This window comes from Cohnella panacarvi Gsoil 349 (assembly GCF_000515335.1).
In the GTDB taxonomy this organism is placed as follows: domain Bacteria; phylum Bacillota; class Bacilli; order Paenibacillales; family Paenibacillaceae; genus Cohnella; species Cohnella panacarvi.
In genome coordinates, this window is sequence record NZ_KI911563.1 from 839,749 (window position 1) to 858,681 (window position 18,933).

Here is an 18,933-nt window from a genome sequence, read left to right on the forward strand (position 1 = left end):
TACGGACATGACCGATAAATCTAAATTGACTAACGTGAGCATTACCTTTTTCGGGGCGGGCTCGATGGCGGAAGCCATTCTTCGCGGGCTTGTCGAAGCGAAGCTGACCGAGCCTACCCGCATTACCGTCGTAAACCGCTCGAACGCAGAGCGTCTGCGCGAGCTTTCGCAAGCTTACGGGGTCATTCCGGCGATCGAGGACAATCATAAGCTGGACGCACTGAAAACGGCGGACGTCATCGTCCTCGGCATGAAGCCTAAAGACGCAGCGGCCGCGATCGGTTCGCTCCGGCCGCTGCTCCGTCCGGAACAGCTATTGCTCTCGGTAATCGCAGGACTTTCGATCGCTACGATTCACCAGCTTCTCGATCGCCCGCAGCCGGTCGTACGCACGATGCCCAACACGTCCAGCACGATCGGGCTCGGCGCGACGGGAATCAGCTTCTCCGAATCGGTGACGGACGCGCAGCGCGATCTGTCGCTGGCCATCTTCGATGCGATCGGCTTGAGCGTCGTCGTCGACGAGCCGCTCATCGAGGCGGTCAACGGCGTATCCGGAAGCGGTCCTGCTTATATATATTTCATGATGGAAGCGATGATCGACGCGGGCGTTCAGCTTGGCTTGTCCCGCGAGGCAGCTACGGCCCTTACGGCGCAAACCGTGCGCGGAGCAGGCGAGATGGTCAAGCTCACCGGCGAAGATCCGGCCGAGCTGCGCCGCAAAGTGACGTCTCCTAACGGCACGACGTTCGCCGCTCTTGAAGTTATGCGTCAGTTCGGCTTCGAAGAAGGCATGAACAAAGCGATTCTGCGCTGCGCGGAACGCGCGCGCGAGATGGGCGAAGCGATCCGCGCCGAAGCGGCCTCTCAGCAACGTCAATAGAAAGAAGGAAACATGAACGATGGATTACTCTAAATACAGCCTGGCGACCTATCGTCTATATGACGACAAAGCGGACTTCGACAAGAAAGCGTCCGGCATCGCCGTCGGTCTCACCGTCGGCAGTTGGACCGAGCTCCCGGAAACAGCGAAAGCCCAAATGCAGCAGCATCTCGGGCAAGTCGTATCGGTCGACGTCCATGACGGCGGCGAAGGTCGGCGTTATGCCGACATGACGATCGCTTATCCCGACGTCAACTTCAGCCGCGACCTCCCTGCCCTGCTCGTGACCGCGTTCGGCAAGCTATCGATGGACGGCCGAATCAAGCTGATCGATCTGCAGCCGTCCACCGAATTCCTAAGCGCGTTCCCGGGACCGAAGCTCGGCATGCAAGGCGTTCGCGACCTGCTCGGCGTTCATGATCGGCCGCTCGTCATGAGCATTTTCAAATCCGTCATCGGCCACGATCTCACCGGTCTGCGCGAGCAGTTCCTCCAGCAGGCGCTAGGCGGCGTAGATTTGATCAAGGACGACGAAATCCTGTTCGAGAACCCGCTCACTCCGCTAGAGAAGCGCGTCGAAGCTTGCATGGACGCCGCGCGCGAGGCGGAGCGGACTACCGGCCAGAAGCTGATCTACTTCGCGAATTTGACCGGCTCGACATTCCAATTGAAGGCGAACGCCAAACGCGCGATCGCCGCCGGGGCGAACGGCTTGCTATTCAACGTGCTCGCATACGGTTTCGATGCCCTGGCCGAACTCGCAGCGGATCCTGACATTACCGTGCCGATTGCCGCTCATCCGTCGCTCGCGGGGGCGATCTATCCCTCCCAATACCACGGCATGTCCGCTGCTCTCTTACTGGGCAAGCTGATGCGCATCGCCGGAGCCGACCTTAGCCTATTCCCGTCCCCGTACGGCTCGGTCGTTATGCCGAAAGCCGAGAACTTGGCGGTCAAGGAAGCGCTGCTTAACGCGCCGTTGCCGCAAAAGCCGGCTGTGCCGGTACCGTCCGCGGGTATTCATCCGGGCCTTGTCCCGCTTATCCTGCAAGACTTCGGGCCCGATGTCGTCGTCAACGCCGGAGGCGGCGTTCATGGCCATCCGTTAGGAGCGGCAGCCGGAGGACGGGCTTTCCGTCAAGCCGTGGATGCCGTGATCAAAGGCCAATCGCTTGAACAATACGCGCAACAACACGAAGAACTGCGCATCGCGATCGAACGCTGGGGGGTACGCACATCTTGAGCATACACGACACGACAAGCTCTAACGGCAAAGTCGCTTTTCCGCGCAAGCCCGTACTTTTCTGCGACTTCGACGGCACGATTACGCTGAGCGATAACATCGTCGCGGTCATGAAGCACTTCAATCCTCCCGGTTGGGAGACGATCGTGAACGATATCGTCGGAGGCCGCAAGTCGCTCCAAGTCGGCGTCGGAGAGATGTTCGCCCTTCTTCCCACCTCTATGAAGGAAGAAGTCACGCGATATATCGTTGAGTCTGCGGGCATCCGCGCCGGGTTTCCCGAGCTGCTGCAATGGTGCAAGGACCACGACGTTCCTTTCTATGTCACAAGCGGCGGCATCGATTTCTTCATCGAGCCTCTTCTCGCTCCGTTCGGCATCCCGGCGGACCATATGTATTGCAACGGAAGCGATTTTAACGGCGAGAAAATCAGGATCACTTGGCCCCACGAATGCGACGATGAGTGCACGAACGGCGGCTGCGGCATGTGCAAGACGACGGTTATCCGCCGTTTTCCGAAGGACGAGTACTTCCGCATTCTGATCGGCGACAGCATTACCGACTTCGAAGGCGCCAAAATCGTCGATCTCGTCTTCTCTCGCTCCCATCTTACGGATCGGTGCCGCGAGCTCGGATACCCGCACATTCCGTTCGAGACGTTCCATGATATCATTCGCCACTTGGAGCAAGGAGGGTTGTCCGAATGAGCTTCGCGGATATTACGTTAGAGGAAAAGCAGCGCGTGCTGCGCGAATTTACCGAGGTAAAGGCAGACTTCGCCTCCAGAGGCTGGTTCCCCGGCACGAGCGGCAACCTGTCGATGCGCGTCGGTCCGTTCTCGCCGGAGTCGTTCCACTTCGCCGTCACGGCGAGCGGCAAAGACAAGACGAAATCCACGTCCGAGGATTTCCTCTTCGTGGACCAGGACGGCAACCGCAGCGAGACGACGAACCTGAAGCCGTCCGCCGAAACTTCGCTGCACCGCGAAATTTACCGATTGACCGGCGCAGGCGCTATTTTCCACATTCATTCGGTACATAACAACCTCGTATCCGAGATGTTCTGGGAGCAGCGCGCCGTTCGGATCGAAGGCGTCGAGCTCATCAAGGCGTTCGATATATGGGACGAGGACGCCGTCATCGACATCCCGATCGTGCCGAACTACGCCGACGTGCCGCGCATCGTTCCGGAAATCACGAAGGTCCTCGACGCTCGTATCCCCGGCCTGCTCATCCGAAAACACGGCGTGTGCGCCTGGGGCAAGGACGCGTTCGAGGCGAAGCGCCACCTCGAAGCGTTCGAGTTCTTGTTCGAGTACGCGTATAAGTGGGCGTTGCTCCAACGCATGTGATGGGAAAGAGAAATAAGCACACGCGGCGACTCTATTTCGCACGCAATAACAAAAAGCTTCGGCAAGCAAGGCGCCAGCCTTGCTCGTCGAAGCTTTTCTCTTTCCCGAAGCTTACCTGCCCGTCCGGAACTTCTGCGCGTGAAGTCTCGCTTCCTCCACGTTCGTCACGCGGTTGCGGCTCCACTCTAGCAGAATGCGATCGATATAGCGAAAATGCAGCTTGCCCGCGAACACGGATTCCTTCAGCGCGAAGCGGATAAGCTCTTCCGCGTATTGATCTTGATCCAGCCAGCCGTTAATCGTCTCGTACTCCATCGGAGTCAGCGGACGGCCGAACTCTTGCTCGAACAGCACGAACAAGTTAGACGTGCCCGCCGGCGACGGTGCCGCCGCGAACGATGCGACTCCGCCGCCGCTTCCCGGATTCCCATCCGAAGCCGCAGCGGTCTCTGCCTCTTCGGCTGTAGCGTTATACAAAGCCAGCTTCTGGAACAATCCGGCCAAATTATACTTCTCCGACTGCACGCCGGTCAGCGGATCGTACATTTCGTCGATCGCGACGAAGCCCATCTTCATGAGCCTCTGCACCGCTTGTCCGACGACCGAGGACGAGGAGCCGATTCGCTCCTGCAGCTGCTCGATCGTCGGAAATTCGTTCTGCTCCAGCTGGCGGAACGCGATCAGTTGCAGCAGCAGCATCGCTTCCGTGTCGCTAAGCTTAAGCGCGCGATAAGACCGAAGCAGCGTATAAGGAATACTCGCCGCTCCGTCCATATAAGCCTCCGCCAATCCTCTTGCGTATTCATTGCGCCCGTTCATAACCAGTCCCCTCTCCTCGCATGCGGTTCGGCGAACGATGCCGCCGATTAAGGATAAAGCCGGTATAGCATGCGCGGGAACGGAATCGTCTCCCTCACGTGATCCAAGCCGCAAATCCATGCGACCGTGCGCTCCAGCCCGAGCCCGAATCCGGAATGCGGAACCGTGCCGTACTTGCGCAAATCCATGTACCATCGATACGCCTCTTCAGACAAGTTATGTTCCTCGAACCGCGCCGCCATCAGCTCCGGATCGTCGATCCGCTGCGAGCCGCCGATAATTTCCCCGTAGCCTTCGGGCGCGATCATATCGGCGCATAACACGACCTCCGGACGATTCGGATCCGGCTTCATGTAGAACGCTTTGAAGCTCGCCGGATAGTGCGTAATGAACACCGGACGGTCGAACTTCTCGGCGATCGCCGTCTCGTGGGGAGCGCCGAAATCTTCGCCCCATGGCAGATCCATGCCGATCTCCTTGAGCAGCTCCAGCGCCTCGTCGTACGTGATGCGAGGGAACGGTGGCATGACGCGCTCGAGCGCGCTGACGTCCCGTTCCAGCGTCGCCAGCTCCGCGCGGCAATGCTCGAGCACGCTGCCGACGACGTGGGACACGAACCTCTCTTGCACGCGCAGGTTCTCTTCGTGGTCGACGAACGCCATCTCCGGTTCGATCATCCAGAACTCGATTAAGTGACGGCGCGTCTTCGACTTCTCCGCGCGGAACGTAGGGCCGAACGAATACACTTTGCCGAGCGCCATCGCCGCCGCTTCCATGTATAGCTGACCGCTCTGGGTCAAATAGGCGTCCTCGTCGAAATATTTGATATGGAACAGGTTGGTCGTTCCTTCGGCCGAAGACGGCGTTAAGATCGGCGGGTCGACGAGCGTAAAGCCGTTCCGATCGAAAAAGCTTTGGATCGCCGAGATGATTTGGGCGCGAATGCGCAGAATCGCCCGCTGCCTTGGCGCCCGCAGCCACAGATGACGATGATCCATCAAGAAGTCGACTCCGTGCTCCTTAGGCGTGATCGGATAGTTGTGCGCGATTTGAATAATCTCGATCCCCGTCACCGCCAGCTCGTACCCCGAAGGACTGCGCGGCTCCTCGCGAACGACGCCCGTGACGTACAAGGAGCTTTCTTGCGTCAGCTTGCCCGCGTTGTTCCACGTCGCTTCGTCCGCTTCTTCTTTCACGAGAACGCCTTGGATGTAGCCCGTTCCGTCCCGCAATTGAAGGAATTGGATCTTGCCGCTGGACCGCTTCCGGGTGAGCCAGCCGCCGAACGTTACCGTCTGCCCGACGTAACTCCCGATCGCTCCGATCGTCACTTTGTCCGAATGCGAAGTTGTCATGTCACACCGTCTCCTTTGTCGTTATCGCCATCCATCGTACCGAACGAATATTTACTCCTTGCGGCTTAATATCGGTTTAACGATCCGATACGTATCTCGAGCGATGAGCAGCTCCTCGTTCGTCGGCACGACGAGCGCGGCAACCCGCGAATCGTCCGTCGTTATCCGGCGCGGCTCGGACGAACGTACGGCGTTGCGCTCCTCGTCCAATTGTACCCCGAAGAACGTCAGTTGCTCGCAAATCGCGCGACGCAGCACGTCCGAATTTTCTCCGACGCCCGCCGTGAAAATAATCGCGTCGAGCCCGTTCATCGCCGCGGCGTAAGCGCCGATATACTTGCGAATCCGGTACGCGTACATGTCGAAAGCCAGCTTCGCGTTCGGATTGCCTTCGTTCATCGCGTCCACGACTTCGCGCATGTCGCTGCTAATGCCGGAAATGGCGATCAGACCGCTGTGCTTGTTCAGCATCGAATTCACTTCGTTCAGCGTCAAATCCTCTTTATTGATCGTGAAAGGAACGACCGCCGGATCCAGGTCCCCGCTGCGGGTTCCCATCATGAGCCCTTCGAGCGGCGTCATGCCCATGCTCGTATCATAAGACTTGCCGTACATGATCGCCGTGCAGCTTGCTCCGTTGCCGATATGGCAGCTGATCAGCTTCAGTTCGTTCAACGGCCGGCCTAAATATTCCGCGGCGCGCTTGCTGACGTAATCGTGGGATGTCCCGTGGAAGCCGTATTTACGAATTTTATGCTTGCGGTACAGCACGGTCGGAATCGCGTACATATACGTCATCTTCGGCATCGACTGGTGGAACGCGGTATCGAATACGACGGTTTGCGGAACTTCCGGCAAGTTGGCCTCGACGGCGGCGATCCCCATCATATGGGCAGGGTTGTGCAGCGGCGCCAGATCGAACAGCCTGCGGATTTCGAGCTTCACTTCGGTGTTGATCAACACGGACTCGCTGAACGATTCCCCTCCGTGCACGACGCGATGCCCGACCGCCTTAATATCCGTAATGTTCCGCAGCACGCCGACCTTGCGATGCGTCAGCATGTCGAGCACTTTGCGGATCGCGGTCGTATGGTCGAGAATTTCGCTGACTTCTTTGACTTCGGGCTGTCCCTCCACCTCGTGGGTCAGAATGGACGAATCCATGCCGATCCGCTCGACGCGCCCTTTGGCTAGCACGGCTTCCGTGGACATGTCGAACAGTTGGTATTTCAATGACGAGCTTCCGGCGTTAATGACGAGAATGTTCATAGCCTTTCACCGTCCTTGTCGTACTTGAAAAATCCGACGCCCGTCTTGACTCCGAGTTGCCCGGCGCGAACTTTCTTCTTGAGCAGGAACGACGGCCGATACTTCAGCTCCCCGAATTCGCGGAACATTCGATCGAGCGCGGCGAGCACGGCATCGAGGCCGAACCGGTCAGCCATCTCCAGAGGACCGTGCTCGAATTGATAGCCGAGGCGCATGGCGTTGTCGATATCCTCGGGCGACGCGACGCCCTCCTCGAGCACGTGCAACGATTCGTTAATGAGCAGGCAGACCAGGCGAGTCGTCACGAAACCGGGAGATTCGTACACCATGACGCCGGTTTTCGCCAACACCTCTTCGACGAACGTTTTCGTCCTGCCGAACGTATCGTCCGACGTCTGCAAGCCGCGAATGATCTCGACGACGTCGATTCGATTCGTCGGATAGACGAAATGCATGCCGATGACGCGCTCCGGGTATTGCGACGCTCCCGCGAGCTCCGTTAAGCTTAGCGTTGACGTGTTGCTCGCGATAATCGCGTCTTTGGACAGAATGCCGTCCAACTGCCGAATGACCGCTTTTTTGCTGTCCAAATCTTCGCTTATCGTCTCGATGACGAGATCGCAGCTCGCCAGATGGTACAGCGACGTTTCCATATGTATGCGATTCAGCGTTAATTTCTTCTCTGCCGCCGTTATTGCCCAACGCTCCATTTGCCGATCCAAGCTCGCTTCCAGCATATCTACGGCCGACTGAAGCCGCTCCGGCGTTTTCTCCACGAGATGGACGTCCATCCCTTTGACCGCCAGCATTTCCGCGATGCTCTGTCCCATCGTCCCTGCGCCCACGACGCCGATTACACGAAACATACGATTATGCCTCCATTGCCCGCCGATGATAATAAAAGAAGAAGATACCCATTAGTGTTCGCGGGTATCTTCATTTTATCATAATCAGTAATGGTTAGTTGTGCCAATCCATTGACCGAGCATCGTTTTCCAATTGTTAACGTAGCCGTCTTGCGCCCATTGGACCATGACGATGTTTTCGCCGTGCTCCAGCTTGATCGTTAACGGCTTCATGTCCTCTTCCTTCATCCGGTAGGCTGCGATCGAGAGCGCGTCCGCCGTCTGCACCGCGAGCAAATCTTCCGTCGGCGACGTGTACGCGTCGATCGCGGCGGGCTCCTTGGCGCGGATGTCTTCCCAGTTCAGCCATAGCTTGTCATAGGAAGCGACTTCCGTCGGCAGCTTCGGTCCGATTCCCGTGGAGTTCGAAATTCTGTTAAGCATTTGCTCCGAGCTTTCAGCGGTGCCGGGCACTTTGACGACCCACTGTCCCGACTGACGCGCAATCGTCCATTCGTCCGTGCGCAGGCTCGATAATTGAACGAGCTGCGTCAGCTCATAGTGAGGCTCTTCCCGTGATTTGACGGCGTTCTCGCGCAAAGCCGGCGCCAGTTGCTCGACATCCTTCACCCAAACGCGGGACGTAGACTCGCCCGTGTCCGGATCGGATTGCGTCTGCAGCAACGATACGTACTTATTGCCCGCGAACAGCAGTTTCTCGTTCGTGACATAAGCCGGATCGGTCGCGATCGCGACAGGCAGCGTCTCTCCGGCGGGTACGGACGCGAGCGTCTGCGAGCCCCTGCCGCCTGAGTCGCCGACCGCGTCGAGCCGGTAGAACTTCAGCTTATACGGCATGTAGATGCCTTCCAAGCTCGCGCTCACCCGCAGTTCCCCGTCCTCCGGCGTAACGAGAACGGTACGGTATGTACTCGTTTCCCTGGAAGGAACGTCCTTGCGCAAACCGATCAGCATCGCGGATCGCGGCGGCTCCGTCGTTAATGCCGTCTGAGCGCTCGCGGCCGGCGCAGCGTCCAGCGCAGTCTCGACCATCATGCGCTCGCTCGCCGAATCGCCGTTCGATTGCGCCTGCCAGATCCATGCGCCGGCGAGCACGGCGAACAAGACCGCGAAGACTCCTCCGATACGCGCCATCGGCGCCCATATCCGCCGCGTTCGCCTGCGGGGGTTGTCGATCTGTTCGTGAATTCGTCTTCGTAACGCTTCGTCGAAGCCGTTCCTAGCCAGTGGACCCTGCGCAAGATGTTCTCTGAGCTCTTTGTCGTCCACTATAGGTTCGCCTCCTTCATTTTCGCCAATTTCTTGCGTGCATGGAACATTCTCGATTTGACCGTTCCTTCGGAAACGTCCAGCATAAGGGCGATTTCCTTCAAGGACAACTGGTGATGCGCGAATAGAATCATTACTTCTCTATATTTGATCGGGAGCTGCAGCACGAGCTTCCAGAGATCGTTCGTCGCGAGCTTCTCCATCGTTTCCTTCTCTGCCGACTGCCGGTGTCCGTAGTCCTCGTAAGCGTCCATTAACGTGACTTTGCGCATGAACGCCGACCTTTTGAAGTCGATCGCCGTATTCCGCGTAATCGTAAGCAGCCAAGTTTTAACCGAGGCGTCCCTTCGGAAGGCGTGCATGTTGCGGAACACCTTAATAAATACTTCCTGCGTAATGTCGTCCGCGAGATCCCATTTGCGGGTTATGCTAAAGGCGTAGTTCCATACTTCCTTGCCGTACGCCGTCATGAGCTCGTTCAACAATTCCTTGTCGTCGTTCGCGTCGACTCTATATTTAAGAAAATCGAATTGATGCTGCGGATTCAACACTGCCACCTCTATCCCTATAAACGAACGAAATATGAACTAAGTTCAATCTATCATACTTTTCATTTCGCTAGTTAAAGGTTAGCTAAAAAACCCCCGCCTGGCGGAATTCCGACAAGCGAGGGTACAGGTGGATGTGAGCGTTAAGCAGCAAGCTGCTTCATATGAGAGCGAAGCTGCTCGCCGGACAACGTCTCTTCTTGGATCAGAACGGCAAGCATCTGCTTGAACGTCTCCATATGAGCGGATAGTAAAGTCCGAGTCTGCTCGGTCAGCGCATCCAGAATCGCGGCGTTCTCCTTCGACCACATCTCCTGCGTAAGCGCCTGCGGATGAACGATGCCCAGATCCGACATGCCCGACTCGATCAGCGTTCTCACGATGCCCGTCGCATGCTCGAAATCGCCTCGCGAGCCGGTACTGCGTCCGCCGTAATTGAGTTCTTCGGCAACCGCGCCGCCAAGCGCTATCATGATCTGCTCTTCCAGTACGCGTTTCGTATACAGATAGCTGTCAGCCTGCGGATTGTGGCGTACGTATCCGAGCGCTTGACCGCGCGGCGTAAGAGATACTTGCGCTACGCTGCCGGGACGGACGCTTTCCGCGACGATCGCGTGGCCCAGCTCGTGGATCGCAACGCGTTCGCGCTCTTCGCGCGTCGTCTCGCGGTCCATGCGTTCGCCCATCATCACTTTGTCGATCGCACGGGATAGATGCTCCATGCCGATCGTCGGCGATTCGTCGCGAAGCGCGTAGATCGCGCCTTCGTTCATGACGCTCTCGAGCTGAGCCCCGGAGAAGCCGAACGTCTCCTCCGCGACTTTGGAGAGCGATACGCCGGAATCGATCGGTTTATTGCGGGCATGAATGTTCAGGATATGCTCTCGTCCCGTCTTGTCCGGCAGATCGACTTGAATGTGGCGATCGAATCGGCCCGGACGGAGCAACGCCGCATCCAGCAGTTCCTTGCGGTTCGTTGCCGCGATCAACAGAACGCGAACGTCCTCGTCGCCTTGGATGCCGTCCATCTCGGTCAAGAGCTGGTTAAGCGTCTGGTCGTATTCCCGATGCTGCCCGCCGTCCCGTTTGCCGCCGATGCCGTCGATCTCGTCGATGAAAATAATCGCGCTGTCGCGTTTTTGTTTGATCGCTTGCTGACGCGCTTCCTTGAACAGATCGCGGATTCGGCCCGCTCCGACGCCGACGTACATCTCGACGAATTCGCTGCCCGACGCCGCCATGAACGCGGAGTTCGTATGCTGCGCCGCCGCTTTGGCCAGCAGCGTCTTGCCCGTTCCCGGAGGCCCGGTCAGCAGAATGCCTTTCATCGGCCTGATGCCAAGCTTCTCGATCCGATCGCGTTGCACGAGAAATTCGAGCGCTTCCTTCAGCTCGCGTTTGGGCTGATCTTGACCGCCGATATCCTCGAAGCTCAAGAAGGAAGGCTTGCGGGCGGCGACCTTCTTGCCGGCCGCGCCCATCGCCAGGCCGCCGCCTCTGGCACGCATGAACAGAAACACGGCGGTTAACATGAAGGCGCCCATCACGAGCACCGCCGGCGGAAGTCCGATATAGAGGAGAAAAACAAGCGCGACCGGAACGATGCCAATCGCGATCTCTTTGCCGTATTGGGATAGATTACGCATTCGGCCACACCTCCAATGCAGCAGGTTGTCGAGGAAGAATAACGAACTTCGCGTTCTCGCCGTCGCGCAGCGTCACGTAGACGTTGTCCTCGTCCATAGAAGTTTCGGCGGTAACGCCGGGATATTGGTCCGACAGCTTGTTCATCGCTTCGCGAATGCCGGTATACTGACGGTTCTCCATCGCTTGGGCAACGTCGAACAGCGAATAGCTCCATGCTTGTTCAAGCTTCTCGTTCGCGGTCCCTTCGGCGGAGAGCGTCAACGTTTTGCTTCCGATCTCGGAGGCTCCGTCCTTCTTCAACCGGCGGTAAACTTCCGCAATATTCGCGTCCTGCTTCAACTGCAGGTCGATGTTCACGTGTCCGTTCGTCGTCTCGACGACGGCGTTCGTCACGCCCGGAACGGAACCGGCAATGCGATCTAGCGGCTGTACGATGCCGTAATGGCGATAGGCGAACCAACCGCCGAATAGAATCGCCGCGGTCAAGGCGGCAGTTATCGTTAAAGGAAGTATTCTGATTTTCATCGCGTGTGGTCCTCCTCTAGGTGTGTCGTTATAGGGTCGTGTAGGATTCGCGCGTTCGGTCGCAAGTCATGAATCAAATCAATCTGCGAATCAATCATTCGGTACATCAACGAGTATATCAGCTTTTGATAGACGAATCTCTAGCCGATCGTTGGTAATCGCGGGTCGGCTTGGTATCGGGAATCAGGTACGAATACGAAAAACACGCCGCAAGCGGCGTGTTCGGCGCGTTATGATACGGAATGCAGTAACGGCACTATAGTCCGGAAAAAGCAAGCTTGCTATTCTGCACGGCTTTCATCCATTCGTCCGCGATCAGCTCGTGCCCGGCCGGGGAAGGATGCACGCCGTCATGCATCCAATAACTCGGCTCGGCCCTTGCTGTCGCTTGCTCGAACGGCTCTTGAAGCGCAACGAAGACGGCATCGTATTCCTTGGCGAGCTCTCGCACGATTGTCCCGTAGCGGTATATAAATTCGCGCCATTCTTCCCACCGATCGGCGGGAGGTCCTGCGTTAAGGATGAACGGCTCGCATAGGACAAGCCCCGTATTCGGCAACGCTTCCTTCGTCTCCTCGAGCAAATGACGGTATACTCTTTCGAATCGGTCCGTTGCCCCTTCGGGTAATTTCCACATGATGCGCCATGCGTCGTTAACGCCGATCAAGAGGCTGATCATATCCGGCTGCAGGCTTATCGCATCCTCGTTCCATCTCGCGTATACATCGGACACGCGATTCCCGCCGATTCCTCGATTCCAGAATCGATGGCCCTGTTCGGCGAGCGCATGCCCGATACGGCTTGCAATCAAGCTCGCGTATCCATGACCGAGCGCTTGATTCGCCCCTGCTTCTCTTGACCGGCCTGCATCGGTAATGGAATCTCCCTGAAATAAAATTGTCCGTCCCATCTCCATCTCTCCTTATCCCATATCGATGATGAATGTTTTGATTTCGTAAGGGTTAATGCTAAAGGTGACCGCGCTGTCTTCGATCCGTTCTCCCGTCGGCTCTTCCAGCAAATTGCAAAGCTGCCAGGACCGGATCGTTGCATCGCTCCGGATCGTTACCGCTCCGCGAGCGCCCGCGAATTCGTGGACGCGCAGGACGAGCCGGTTCCCGTCTTCCGCCTTCTTGACCGCGTCGATCATCACATGCGAAGCCGACGGCTCGAATAACGAGAATCGCTTCGCGAAGGCTGATCCTCGCGCCGAACGTATCGGATTGTTTAACGCCCATGCCGCTTCTACTGTGCCTCCGGCGCACCAATCGCCTTCATGCGGGTACAAAGCATAAGTGTATTGATGTATGCCTTCGTCCGCGGACGGATCCGGCCATATCGCGGATTTGATCAGCGAAAGCCTCATGACGTGATCCTTGATGTCGTAGCCGTACTTGCAATCGTTCAGCAGACTGACGCCGTAACCCCGTTCGGATAGATCGGCCCATTGGTGACCGACGGTTTCGAACCTGGCGCCGTCCCAGCTCGTATTCCAATGCGTCGGCCTCTTGACGTTCCCGTACTGGATGTCGTAAGTTGCCTCGGTCGCGCGCACATTGACCGGGAACGCCGCCTTCAGGAGCTGCTGCCGCTCCTTCCAATCGATCCGGGTCGCGAAATCGATCCTGCGATCGTTCGCGTAGACGATCATCTCCTGACTGATCCTCGAGTCCATGTAAGTCCAGACGAACTCGATGGAGGCGAACAGTTCGCCGATGTCTTTGACGGCGACGCTTACGAGCTCGTCGACTTCCCGCATTTTCTCTTGGTAGAAAATATCGATGTCCCAGGCGTCGAAATTTTTCGGCTTATCCTCGAACGCTTGCAGCACGTTGCCGCATTCGCCCGGCCTCAATAATTCGCGGCGGTTCTCAAGATCGTAAATTCTCGTAAGCTGCCCCTTCCCGTTCCACGAGACTTCATAGAAAGGCGTTACGATTCCGTCGGGCCGCGCGAGAAAAGGTGTCGCATGCCCGGGGACAAGCTCGTCATCGATGTCGAACGTCGCGAACCCCATGGCCGGCAAATTTTCCGCGAAGACATATACGGAGCCGTCGGTCGCAACCTGCATCCCCATCCGGTTGCCGGCGGCGTCGCGCAATCCGAACCGTCTATCGCCGTCCCAGCTTTCCAATCTCACGAGATCCGAACGCTGCCGGGAAGAGCCGTTGAACAACGTAACTCCGTTTTCGGAAGGCGACGGATCGGCGATCGCCAACGTCGCTTCTCTCCACGTTTCTTCGACGATCAACCGCGCCTCTTCGTATTCCCGGATGCCGTCTTCGTACACTTCGCGAATCGAGGAGCCGGGAATGATGTCATGGAATTGATTGCGAAGGACGATCGTCCAAGCTTGGTTCAATGCTTGCTGCGGATACGTCTGCCAGCTAGATTCCGCCATGCCGGCGCTCCGAATCGTATTCAGCCACTCGGTCTCGCGCAGCATGAGCTCAAGCTTGCGGTTCCATCGCTTGATCGCGGCTTGGCTCGTATAAGTGCCGCGATGATATTCCAAATATAGCTCGCCGTCCCACGTGTGTACGTATCGGTCCGTCTCCGCGACCGTGCGTTGCAGTCGGTCGAAATAAGTATCGGCGCGCCCGGTCTCCACGTTCGGCAGCCCCGGCATTTCTTGCAGCCTCCGCCGCATCTCCAGCATGTCGCGGTTGACGCCGCCTCCGCCGTCTCCATATCCGTACGCAAGCAGAAGCTCGCGGTTGACGTTCTTGTCTTGGTACCCGTCCCATATTCCTTTAACCGTGAAAGGCGTGACATCCCCATTGTAAGTATACCACCACATGTCCGATTTCTCGGGCGTCGTAATGAAGTGCGTCAGTATTTCCGTGCCGTCGATTCCCCGCCAGAAGAACGTATCGTGCGGAAGACGGTTGTACTGGTTCCAGCTGATCTTCGTCGTCATGAACGTGTCGATGCCCGATTGCTTCAGAATTTGGGGCAGCGCCCAGCTGTACCCGAATACGTCCGGGAGCCATAAATACGTGCATCGAACGCCGAATTCCCGCGCCAAATACCGCGTACCCGTTAGAATCTGCCTCACGAGGGATTCGCCGCTCGGGATATTGCAGTCGGCTTCGAGCCACATGGCCCCGCCCGCTTCCCAGCGACCTTCTTCGATTCTCCGCTTCAACTGCGCGAATATTTCCGGGTAATCTTCCTTGATGTAGGCATAGAGCTGCGGCTGGGATTGGAGGAACGTATACTCCGGATACATCTCCATTAAGCGAAGCACGGTCGAGAACGACCTTGCGGACTTCTCCCGCGTATGCTTCAATCGCCATAACCAGGCGACATCGATATGCGTGTGGCCGATACAGGTGACGCTTACGGGATGCGACTTGCCGATTCGCCCGATTTCCGACCGCAGCAACGCTTGCGCGTCGGCGATCGTGTCGTAGTGCCGATCGGATCCGGGCTTCGCCCAATCGAGCCGAAACAAAGCGCGATCCAAGGCGTTCAACAGCTCCAAGCGCGCCGGATCTTCCTTCGCCAGCTCCTTGATCGTGGCTAGCGTCGCCTTGGCCGTGTAGTACAAGTCGTCCGCCGCCTCGTCCAGCCATGCCAGCTCCGCCTTGTTCAGCCGGTGCTCCTGCTCCCGCGGCTCTCCTCCGCCTTCCAGGCCGGACCAAAGCCTGAAGCAAAGGGATAACTTCTGGCCTTCCGAGCCCGGCGGCAGGAACACTTCCTTATGATTGACGTCGACCCCTTGATACGGCTGTCCGTTCAGATACAACAGCGCTTCGAACCCGCCGCAATTGCCAGGGTCCGTCTTGCCGAAATCGAATAGACCTACCGATTTCCTGCCTTTCCATTCGCTAGGGATCTCAACGTCCGCCGCTAGCCATACATAGCGATCCCGCCCTTGCCAGCGCTCGCCGAGCTGCATGCCCTCCCAATCCCCTTCGGTCGGCGGCCTTGCTCCGATCGCTCCTTCCGCGTCCGTCAGCGCTAGAAATCGGCGGAGCTTGACCGGATCTCGATAACGGTATGGCTCAAGCTCGTCGATCCTTGCCGCAAGCTTCTCCTCGATCCAGAACATTCCGTTCCTCCTCTCCTCCTAGTGTGCGCTTTTCTCCAGAACGAGCTCGATTCTCGCCGGAGCTCCCGTCAGTTGGAACCGCAGGAACACAAGCCGATCTTGAATCCGCTTCGCCGCGACTCCATCCGAACAGGAGCCGACCTCGAACCCTTCCAGATCGTCCCAGTAGACGAGGCCGAAAGGCATCGGGGCGTGGTAGCCGATCTCGAACGTCATCCGAATGCGGTCCTCCGTCTTCTCGTAACCGCTCACGAACACTTGCGGAACGGATTCTTCGAACGTATCGCCCATATCGCCTTTGCCGACGTAATTCCGCAGCCGATCGGGCGCGCACGCCCCATAGACGAACGCCATTTGGCATTCGTTGTCGTAATAGTGGAACGTATCCGGCCAAGGACCTGACGCGGTGCCGCCTAGCGTCATCGTGTATTCGTTCACGTCCGGACGATGAAGCGTATCCCGGGTCAGCATGTACGAGGCCGCCGTCTTCTCGTTCCGCTTGTGATATTCTTCTATTGCAAGCGGGAGCGTCGTTAGCGTTATCGGATATTGCGTGATGTATTCGAAAAACAGATCGAGCATGCCCGAACACTCTTCGACATGGGAAGCCGGATAGACGGCGAACCGGTCGGTGTATTCCATCTCGTGGCTTTCCTGCTGCTGCAGAAAATAAACCCGCTCGTTATGGTCCGTATTGTCTAGATAGCCGTGAAACAAGTTTTTCCAATACGCGATATCCTCTCCCGTGCACAAACCCGCCCGCAGCACGTCGTTCGGATCGGTGGAGTAGACGCATGGACTGCCGGAGTGGTACGTCGCATGCAAGTCTCGAGCCGTCCATTCGCTGGCGACAAGCTTGCCCTTGCCCGGATGCGGCGCTTTGAAACGAGAGCCGTCGATGTACCAAGAGCCCCACGGGATTCCCTTGTGCGTAATGCCGTCCCACCAGGTCTGCTCCCAGCAATAGCCCCATATGCCGTCGAATCCTAGCTCCTCCGCGACCTCGAGGAATTCGTTGTAGATTCTGCCGCGAGCGACGATCTTCGTCTTCGCCCATGGGAACGTCTCTTGCAAGACGCGCCAACCGTGCTCGAGCGATTCCTTCAACCGCGCCTTGGACTTCTCCGATTCGTCGGCGTAGAAGGGCGTCTGCAGGATGACGTCGTCGCCGTACTGGTCGTGCCACGACCGGATGCGGTCCGCGAGCACCGGCGCGGATGTCGCGTTGACGATCCAGGTAACCGGAATGCCGTGCTTATGCGCGATCGCGGCCGTCCGATCGATCCCGTCGATCGCGATGCCTTTCCCCCAACTCGTATCGACATGCGTCGCGTAGCTGACGAACGTATAAATTAAATTTTCGGGTTTCATGGTCGTCGAATCTCCTTTGCCGCATCGTTGTCTTGACAGCGAAGAGTCTCCCGAAGGAGACTCTCCGAAGCAAGTTTGAGACACTGCTTACTTATTATCCGCCAGCCAAGCGTCGATCTGGGCTTGCAGCTCGGCTTGCACTTTCTCTACGCCCGCCGACTTCAGCTTGGCGTTCCGCTCGTCGAGCAGCTTGGACGGGTTGGACAGCGCGCCCGTAGCGAGCGTCTTGTATTCCGACACGATGCCGATGAGCTGGGAGACCTCGTTCTTCACCTTCGTATCGTCGAACACGAAGCCCATTAACGGGAAGCGAACGGCCGTGTCGTTGAACTTCTTCCAGTTCTCGTACAGATCGTCCGGCTGACCCGGCTTCAAGTAGTTCAGCATCTGGCTGCCGATGACCCAGAACAGCGCCGATGCGCCGTAACCGGAATCGGCGATCGGCTCGATACGGTTGTCGCCGACCTTCTTGTAGTGCTTGCCTTCGATGCCGTGCACGATCAGATTGACCACGTACGGATCGGTGTGCAGGTAGTTCAGCACCATCATGGCGCGTTCCGGATCCTCGGACGTTCTCGAGATGGACATCATGGAGCCGGTAGCGAGATCCGTCGTTACGATCGGTTCCGTCACGACATGGGAGACGTAATCGTATTGATTGTTATCCGCGATCTTAAGCTCGATGTCGCTGCCCGGCTTCCATACGCCGGACGCCACCCAGATTTTGCCTTGGCGGCGCAATTCCCCGATATCCGCCTTGTTGGTCGCCGCGTCCGCGTTGATGTAACCTTTCTCGTAATACTTGCGGAACAGCTCGAACTCGCGCTTGTTGATGTCGACGAGCTCGGGATCGAGAATCGTCTTCACCTTCACGTCCGGCGACGTGTAATCGACGAAGAACATCTGGGTTTTGCCCGGCGTCGGGCCGATCGGACGATAGTTGGAATTCGTCTCGAACATCATGTAGACGCCGCCGCCTTGGTTACCCGAGCCTCCGTTAATGAACTGGTTGAGCATGCCGGGCTCTTCCTTGCTTATCTTCTCGTACCACGGCTCCAGATCGGCCCACTTGTTGATCGTTTCGATCGGAATGTTGTACTTCTCGACGATGTCTTTGCGATAAGTGAACGATTGCCCTTGCGTAATCTCCTTGTTCGTCGGCACCGCGTACAGCTTGCCTTTCATGCGCGGCGCTTCCAGGTAAAGCGGATGGATCGTATCTTTGATGCCTTGGCCGTGCTTATCGAGCAGTTCGTCCAGCTCAAGGAAAGCTCCCTTCGTTACGTTGCCGAAGTAATTGAGCCAGGACGCGGTGAACACCAGGTCCATCTTCTCGCCCGTATTCATCATGAGTTCAGTCCGGTTCTGATAGTCGCTCGCAGAGATCGGTTGAAGCTTGATCGTTGCGTTGATCTTCTCCTTGAAGAACTCGCTAAGCTTCTCCTCGACCAGTGCGACGTCCGCTTCCGGCGTGCCGAAGTAAGTGATGGAGACTTCGTACGGTTTAAGCTCAGACGCCGGGGAAGCCGATTCGGACGGCTTCTGCGATTCGGAAGCGCTTGCGCTGGAAACCGCGCTCGGACTTTCGCTTCCCGCGTTGTTATTCTTGTTCGACGAGCAAGCTTGCAGCACCAGCATGGCCGCAAGCACGACGGCGACGACAACCGCGATCGATCTTCTTTGTCTCATTGCTTTCGTACCCCTCCTAATATAATTAAATCATAATGTAT

General features: G+C 57.5%; 16 protein-coding genes. 4 read left to right on the plus strand and 12 right to left on the minus strand.

Translation table 11 applies throughout. The annotated features are described in order from the left end of the window. Nucleotides 1-7 precede the first annotated feature (7 nt). Genes proC through mtnB form a run of 4 tightly spaced genes read left to right on the plus strand, consistent with a single transcriptional unit; the run spans nt 8 to nt 3,477 of the window. On the plus strand, nt 8-883 hold the full coding sequence (proC, locus tag COHPA_RS0103900) for a pyrroline-5-carboxylate reductase (protein ID WP_027084890.1): 876 nt from the start codon (nt 8-10) through the stop codon (nt 881-883). A gap of 19 nt (nt 884-902) precedes the next feature. Next, entirely contained in the window at nt 903-2,126 is a 1,224-nt protein-coding gene (locus COHPA_RS0103905) for a 2,3-diketo-5-methylthiopentyl-1-phosphate enolase (protein WP_027084891.1), read from the plus strand. Further along, nucleotides 2,123-2,833, plus strand: a complete 711-nt coding sequence (locus tag COHPA_RS0103910) for a 2-hydroxy-3-keto-5-methylthiopentenyl-1-phosphate phosphatase (protein WP_027084892.1) — start codon at nt 2,123-2,125, stop codon at nt 2,831-2,833. Before COHPA_RS0103905 ends, COHPA_RS0103910 begins: the two co-directional genes overlap by 4 nt. Beyond that, nucleotides 2,830-3,477, plus strand: a complete 648-nt coding sequence (gene mtnB, locus COHPA_RS0103915) for a methylthioribulose 1-phosphate dehydratase (protein ID WP_027084893.1) — start codon at nt 2,830-2,832, stop codon at nt 3,475-3,477. The genes COHPA_RS0103910 and mtnB overlap by 4 nt, the downstream gene beginning before the upstream one ends. Before the next feature lie 111 nt (nt 3,478-3,588). Here the strand turns inward: mtnB and COHPA_RS0103920 are convergent, their stop codons facing one another. The 12 genes from COHPA_RS0103920 to COHPA_RS22945 form a co-directional block, all read right to left on the minus strand. Continuing rightward, a complete protein-coding gene (locus COHPA_RS0103920; RefSeq protein ID WP_027084894.1) occupies nt 3,589-4,296 on the minus strand; it encodes a DnaD domain-containing protein in 708 nt (235 codons plus the stop codon). A 47-nt stretch (nt 4,297-4,343) separates the two neighbouring features. Next, on the minus strand, nt 4,344-5,651 hold the full coding sequence (gene asnS / locus COHPA_RS0103925; protein WP_027084895.1) for an asparagine--tRNA ligase: 1,308 nt from the start codon (nt 5,649-5,651) through the stop codon (nt 4,344-4,346). A gap of 51 nt (nt 5,652-5,702) precedes the next feature. After that, entirely contained in the window at nt 5,703-6,920 is a 1,218-nt protein-coding gene (locus tag COHPA_RS0103930) for an acetate/propionate family kinase (protein WP_027084896.1), read from the minus strand. Then, nucleotides 6,917-7,786 (minus strand): 3-hydroxyacyl-CoA dehydrogenase family protein, encoded by an 870-nt coding sequence (locus tag COHPA_RS0103935; protein ID WP_027084897.1) that lies wholly within the window; start codon nt 7,784-7,786, stop codon nt 6,917-6,919. The genes COHPA_RS0103930 and COHPA_RS0103935 overlap by 4 nt, the downstream gene beginning before the upstream one ends. Nucleotides 7,787-7,870: 84 nt before the next feature. Then, nucleotides 7,871-9,055, minus strand: a complete 1,185-nt coding sequence (locus COHPA_RS0103940) for a hypothetical protein (RefSeq protein ID WP_027084898.1) — start codon at nt 9,053-9,055, stop codon at nt 7,871-7,873. Beyond that, complete coding sequence (locus COHPA_RS0103945; RefSeq protein ID WP_425393676.1) at nt 9,055-9,606, minus strand: RNA polymerase sigma factor; 552 nt, start codon at nt 9,604-9,606, stop codon at nt 9,055-9,057. The genes COHPA_RS0103940 and COHPA_RS0103945 overlap by 1 nt, the downstream gene beginning before the upstream one ends. A gap of 140 nt (nt 9,607-9,746) precedes the next feature. Beyond that, nucleotides 9,747-11,249 carry an AAA family ATPase gene (locus COHPA_RS0103950; RefSeq protein WP_027084900.1) on the minus strand — a complete coding sequence of 501 codons (1,503 nt, stop codon included), beginning with the start codon at nt 11,247-11,249 and terminating at the stop codon, nt 9,747-9,749. Then, nucleotides 11,242-11,775: a hypothetical protein gene (locus COHPA_RS0103955; protein ID WP_027084901.1), complete on the minus strand. Its 534-nt coding sequence runs from the start codon at nt 11,773-11,775 to the stop codon at nt 11,242-11,244. Before COHPA_RS0103955 ends, COHPA_RS0103950 begins: the two co-directional genes overlap by 8 nt. 256 nt (nt 11,776-12,031) lie before the next feature. Beyond that, nucleotides 12,032-12,691: an SGNH/GDSL hydrolase family protein gene (locus COHPA_RS0103960; protein WP_035119368.1), complete on the minus strand. Its 660-nt coding sequence runs from the start codon at nt 12,689-12,691 to the stop codon at nt 12,032-12,034. Between the two features lie 6 nt (nt 12,692-12,697). Next, nucleotides 12,698-15,832 carry an alpha-mannosidase gene (locus COHPA_RS0103965; protein WP_027084903.1) on the minus strand — a complete coding sequence of 1,045 codons (3,135 nt, stop codon included), beginning with the start codon at nt 15,830-15,832 and terminating at the stop codon, nt 12,698-12,700. A gap of 18 nt (nt 15,833-15,850) precedes the next feature. After that, on the minus strand, nt 15,851-17,203 hold the full coding sequence (locus COHPA_RS0103970; protein ID WP_027084904.1) for a hypothetical protein: 1,353 nt from the start codon (nt 17,201-17,203) through the stop codon (nt 15,851-15,853). An 87-nt stretch (nt 17,204-17,290) separates the two neighbouring features. Continuing rightward, entirely contained in the window at nt 17,291-18,892 is a 1,602-nt protein-coding gene (locus COHPA_RS22945; protein ID WP_027084905.1) for an ABC transporter substrate-binding protein, read from the minus strand. Between the last annotated feature and the right edge of the window lie 41 nt (nt 18,893-18,933).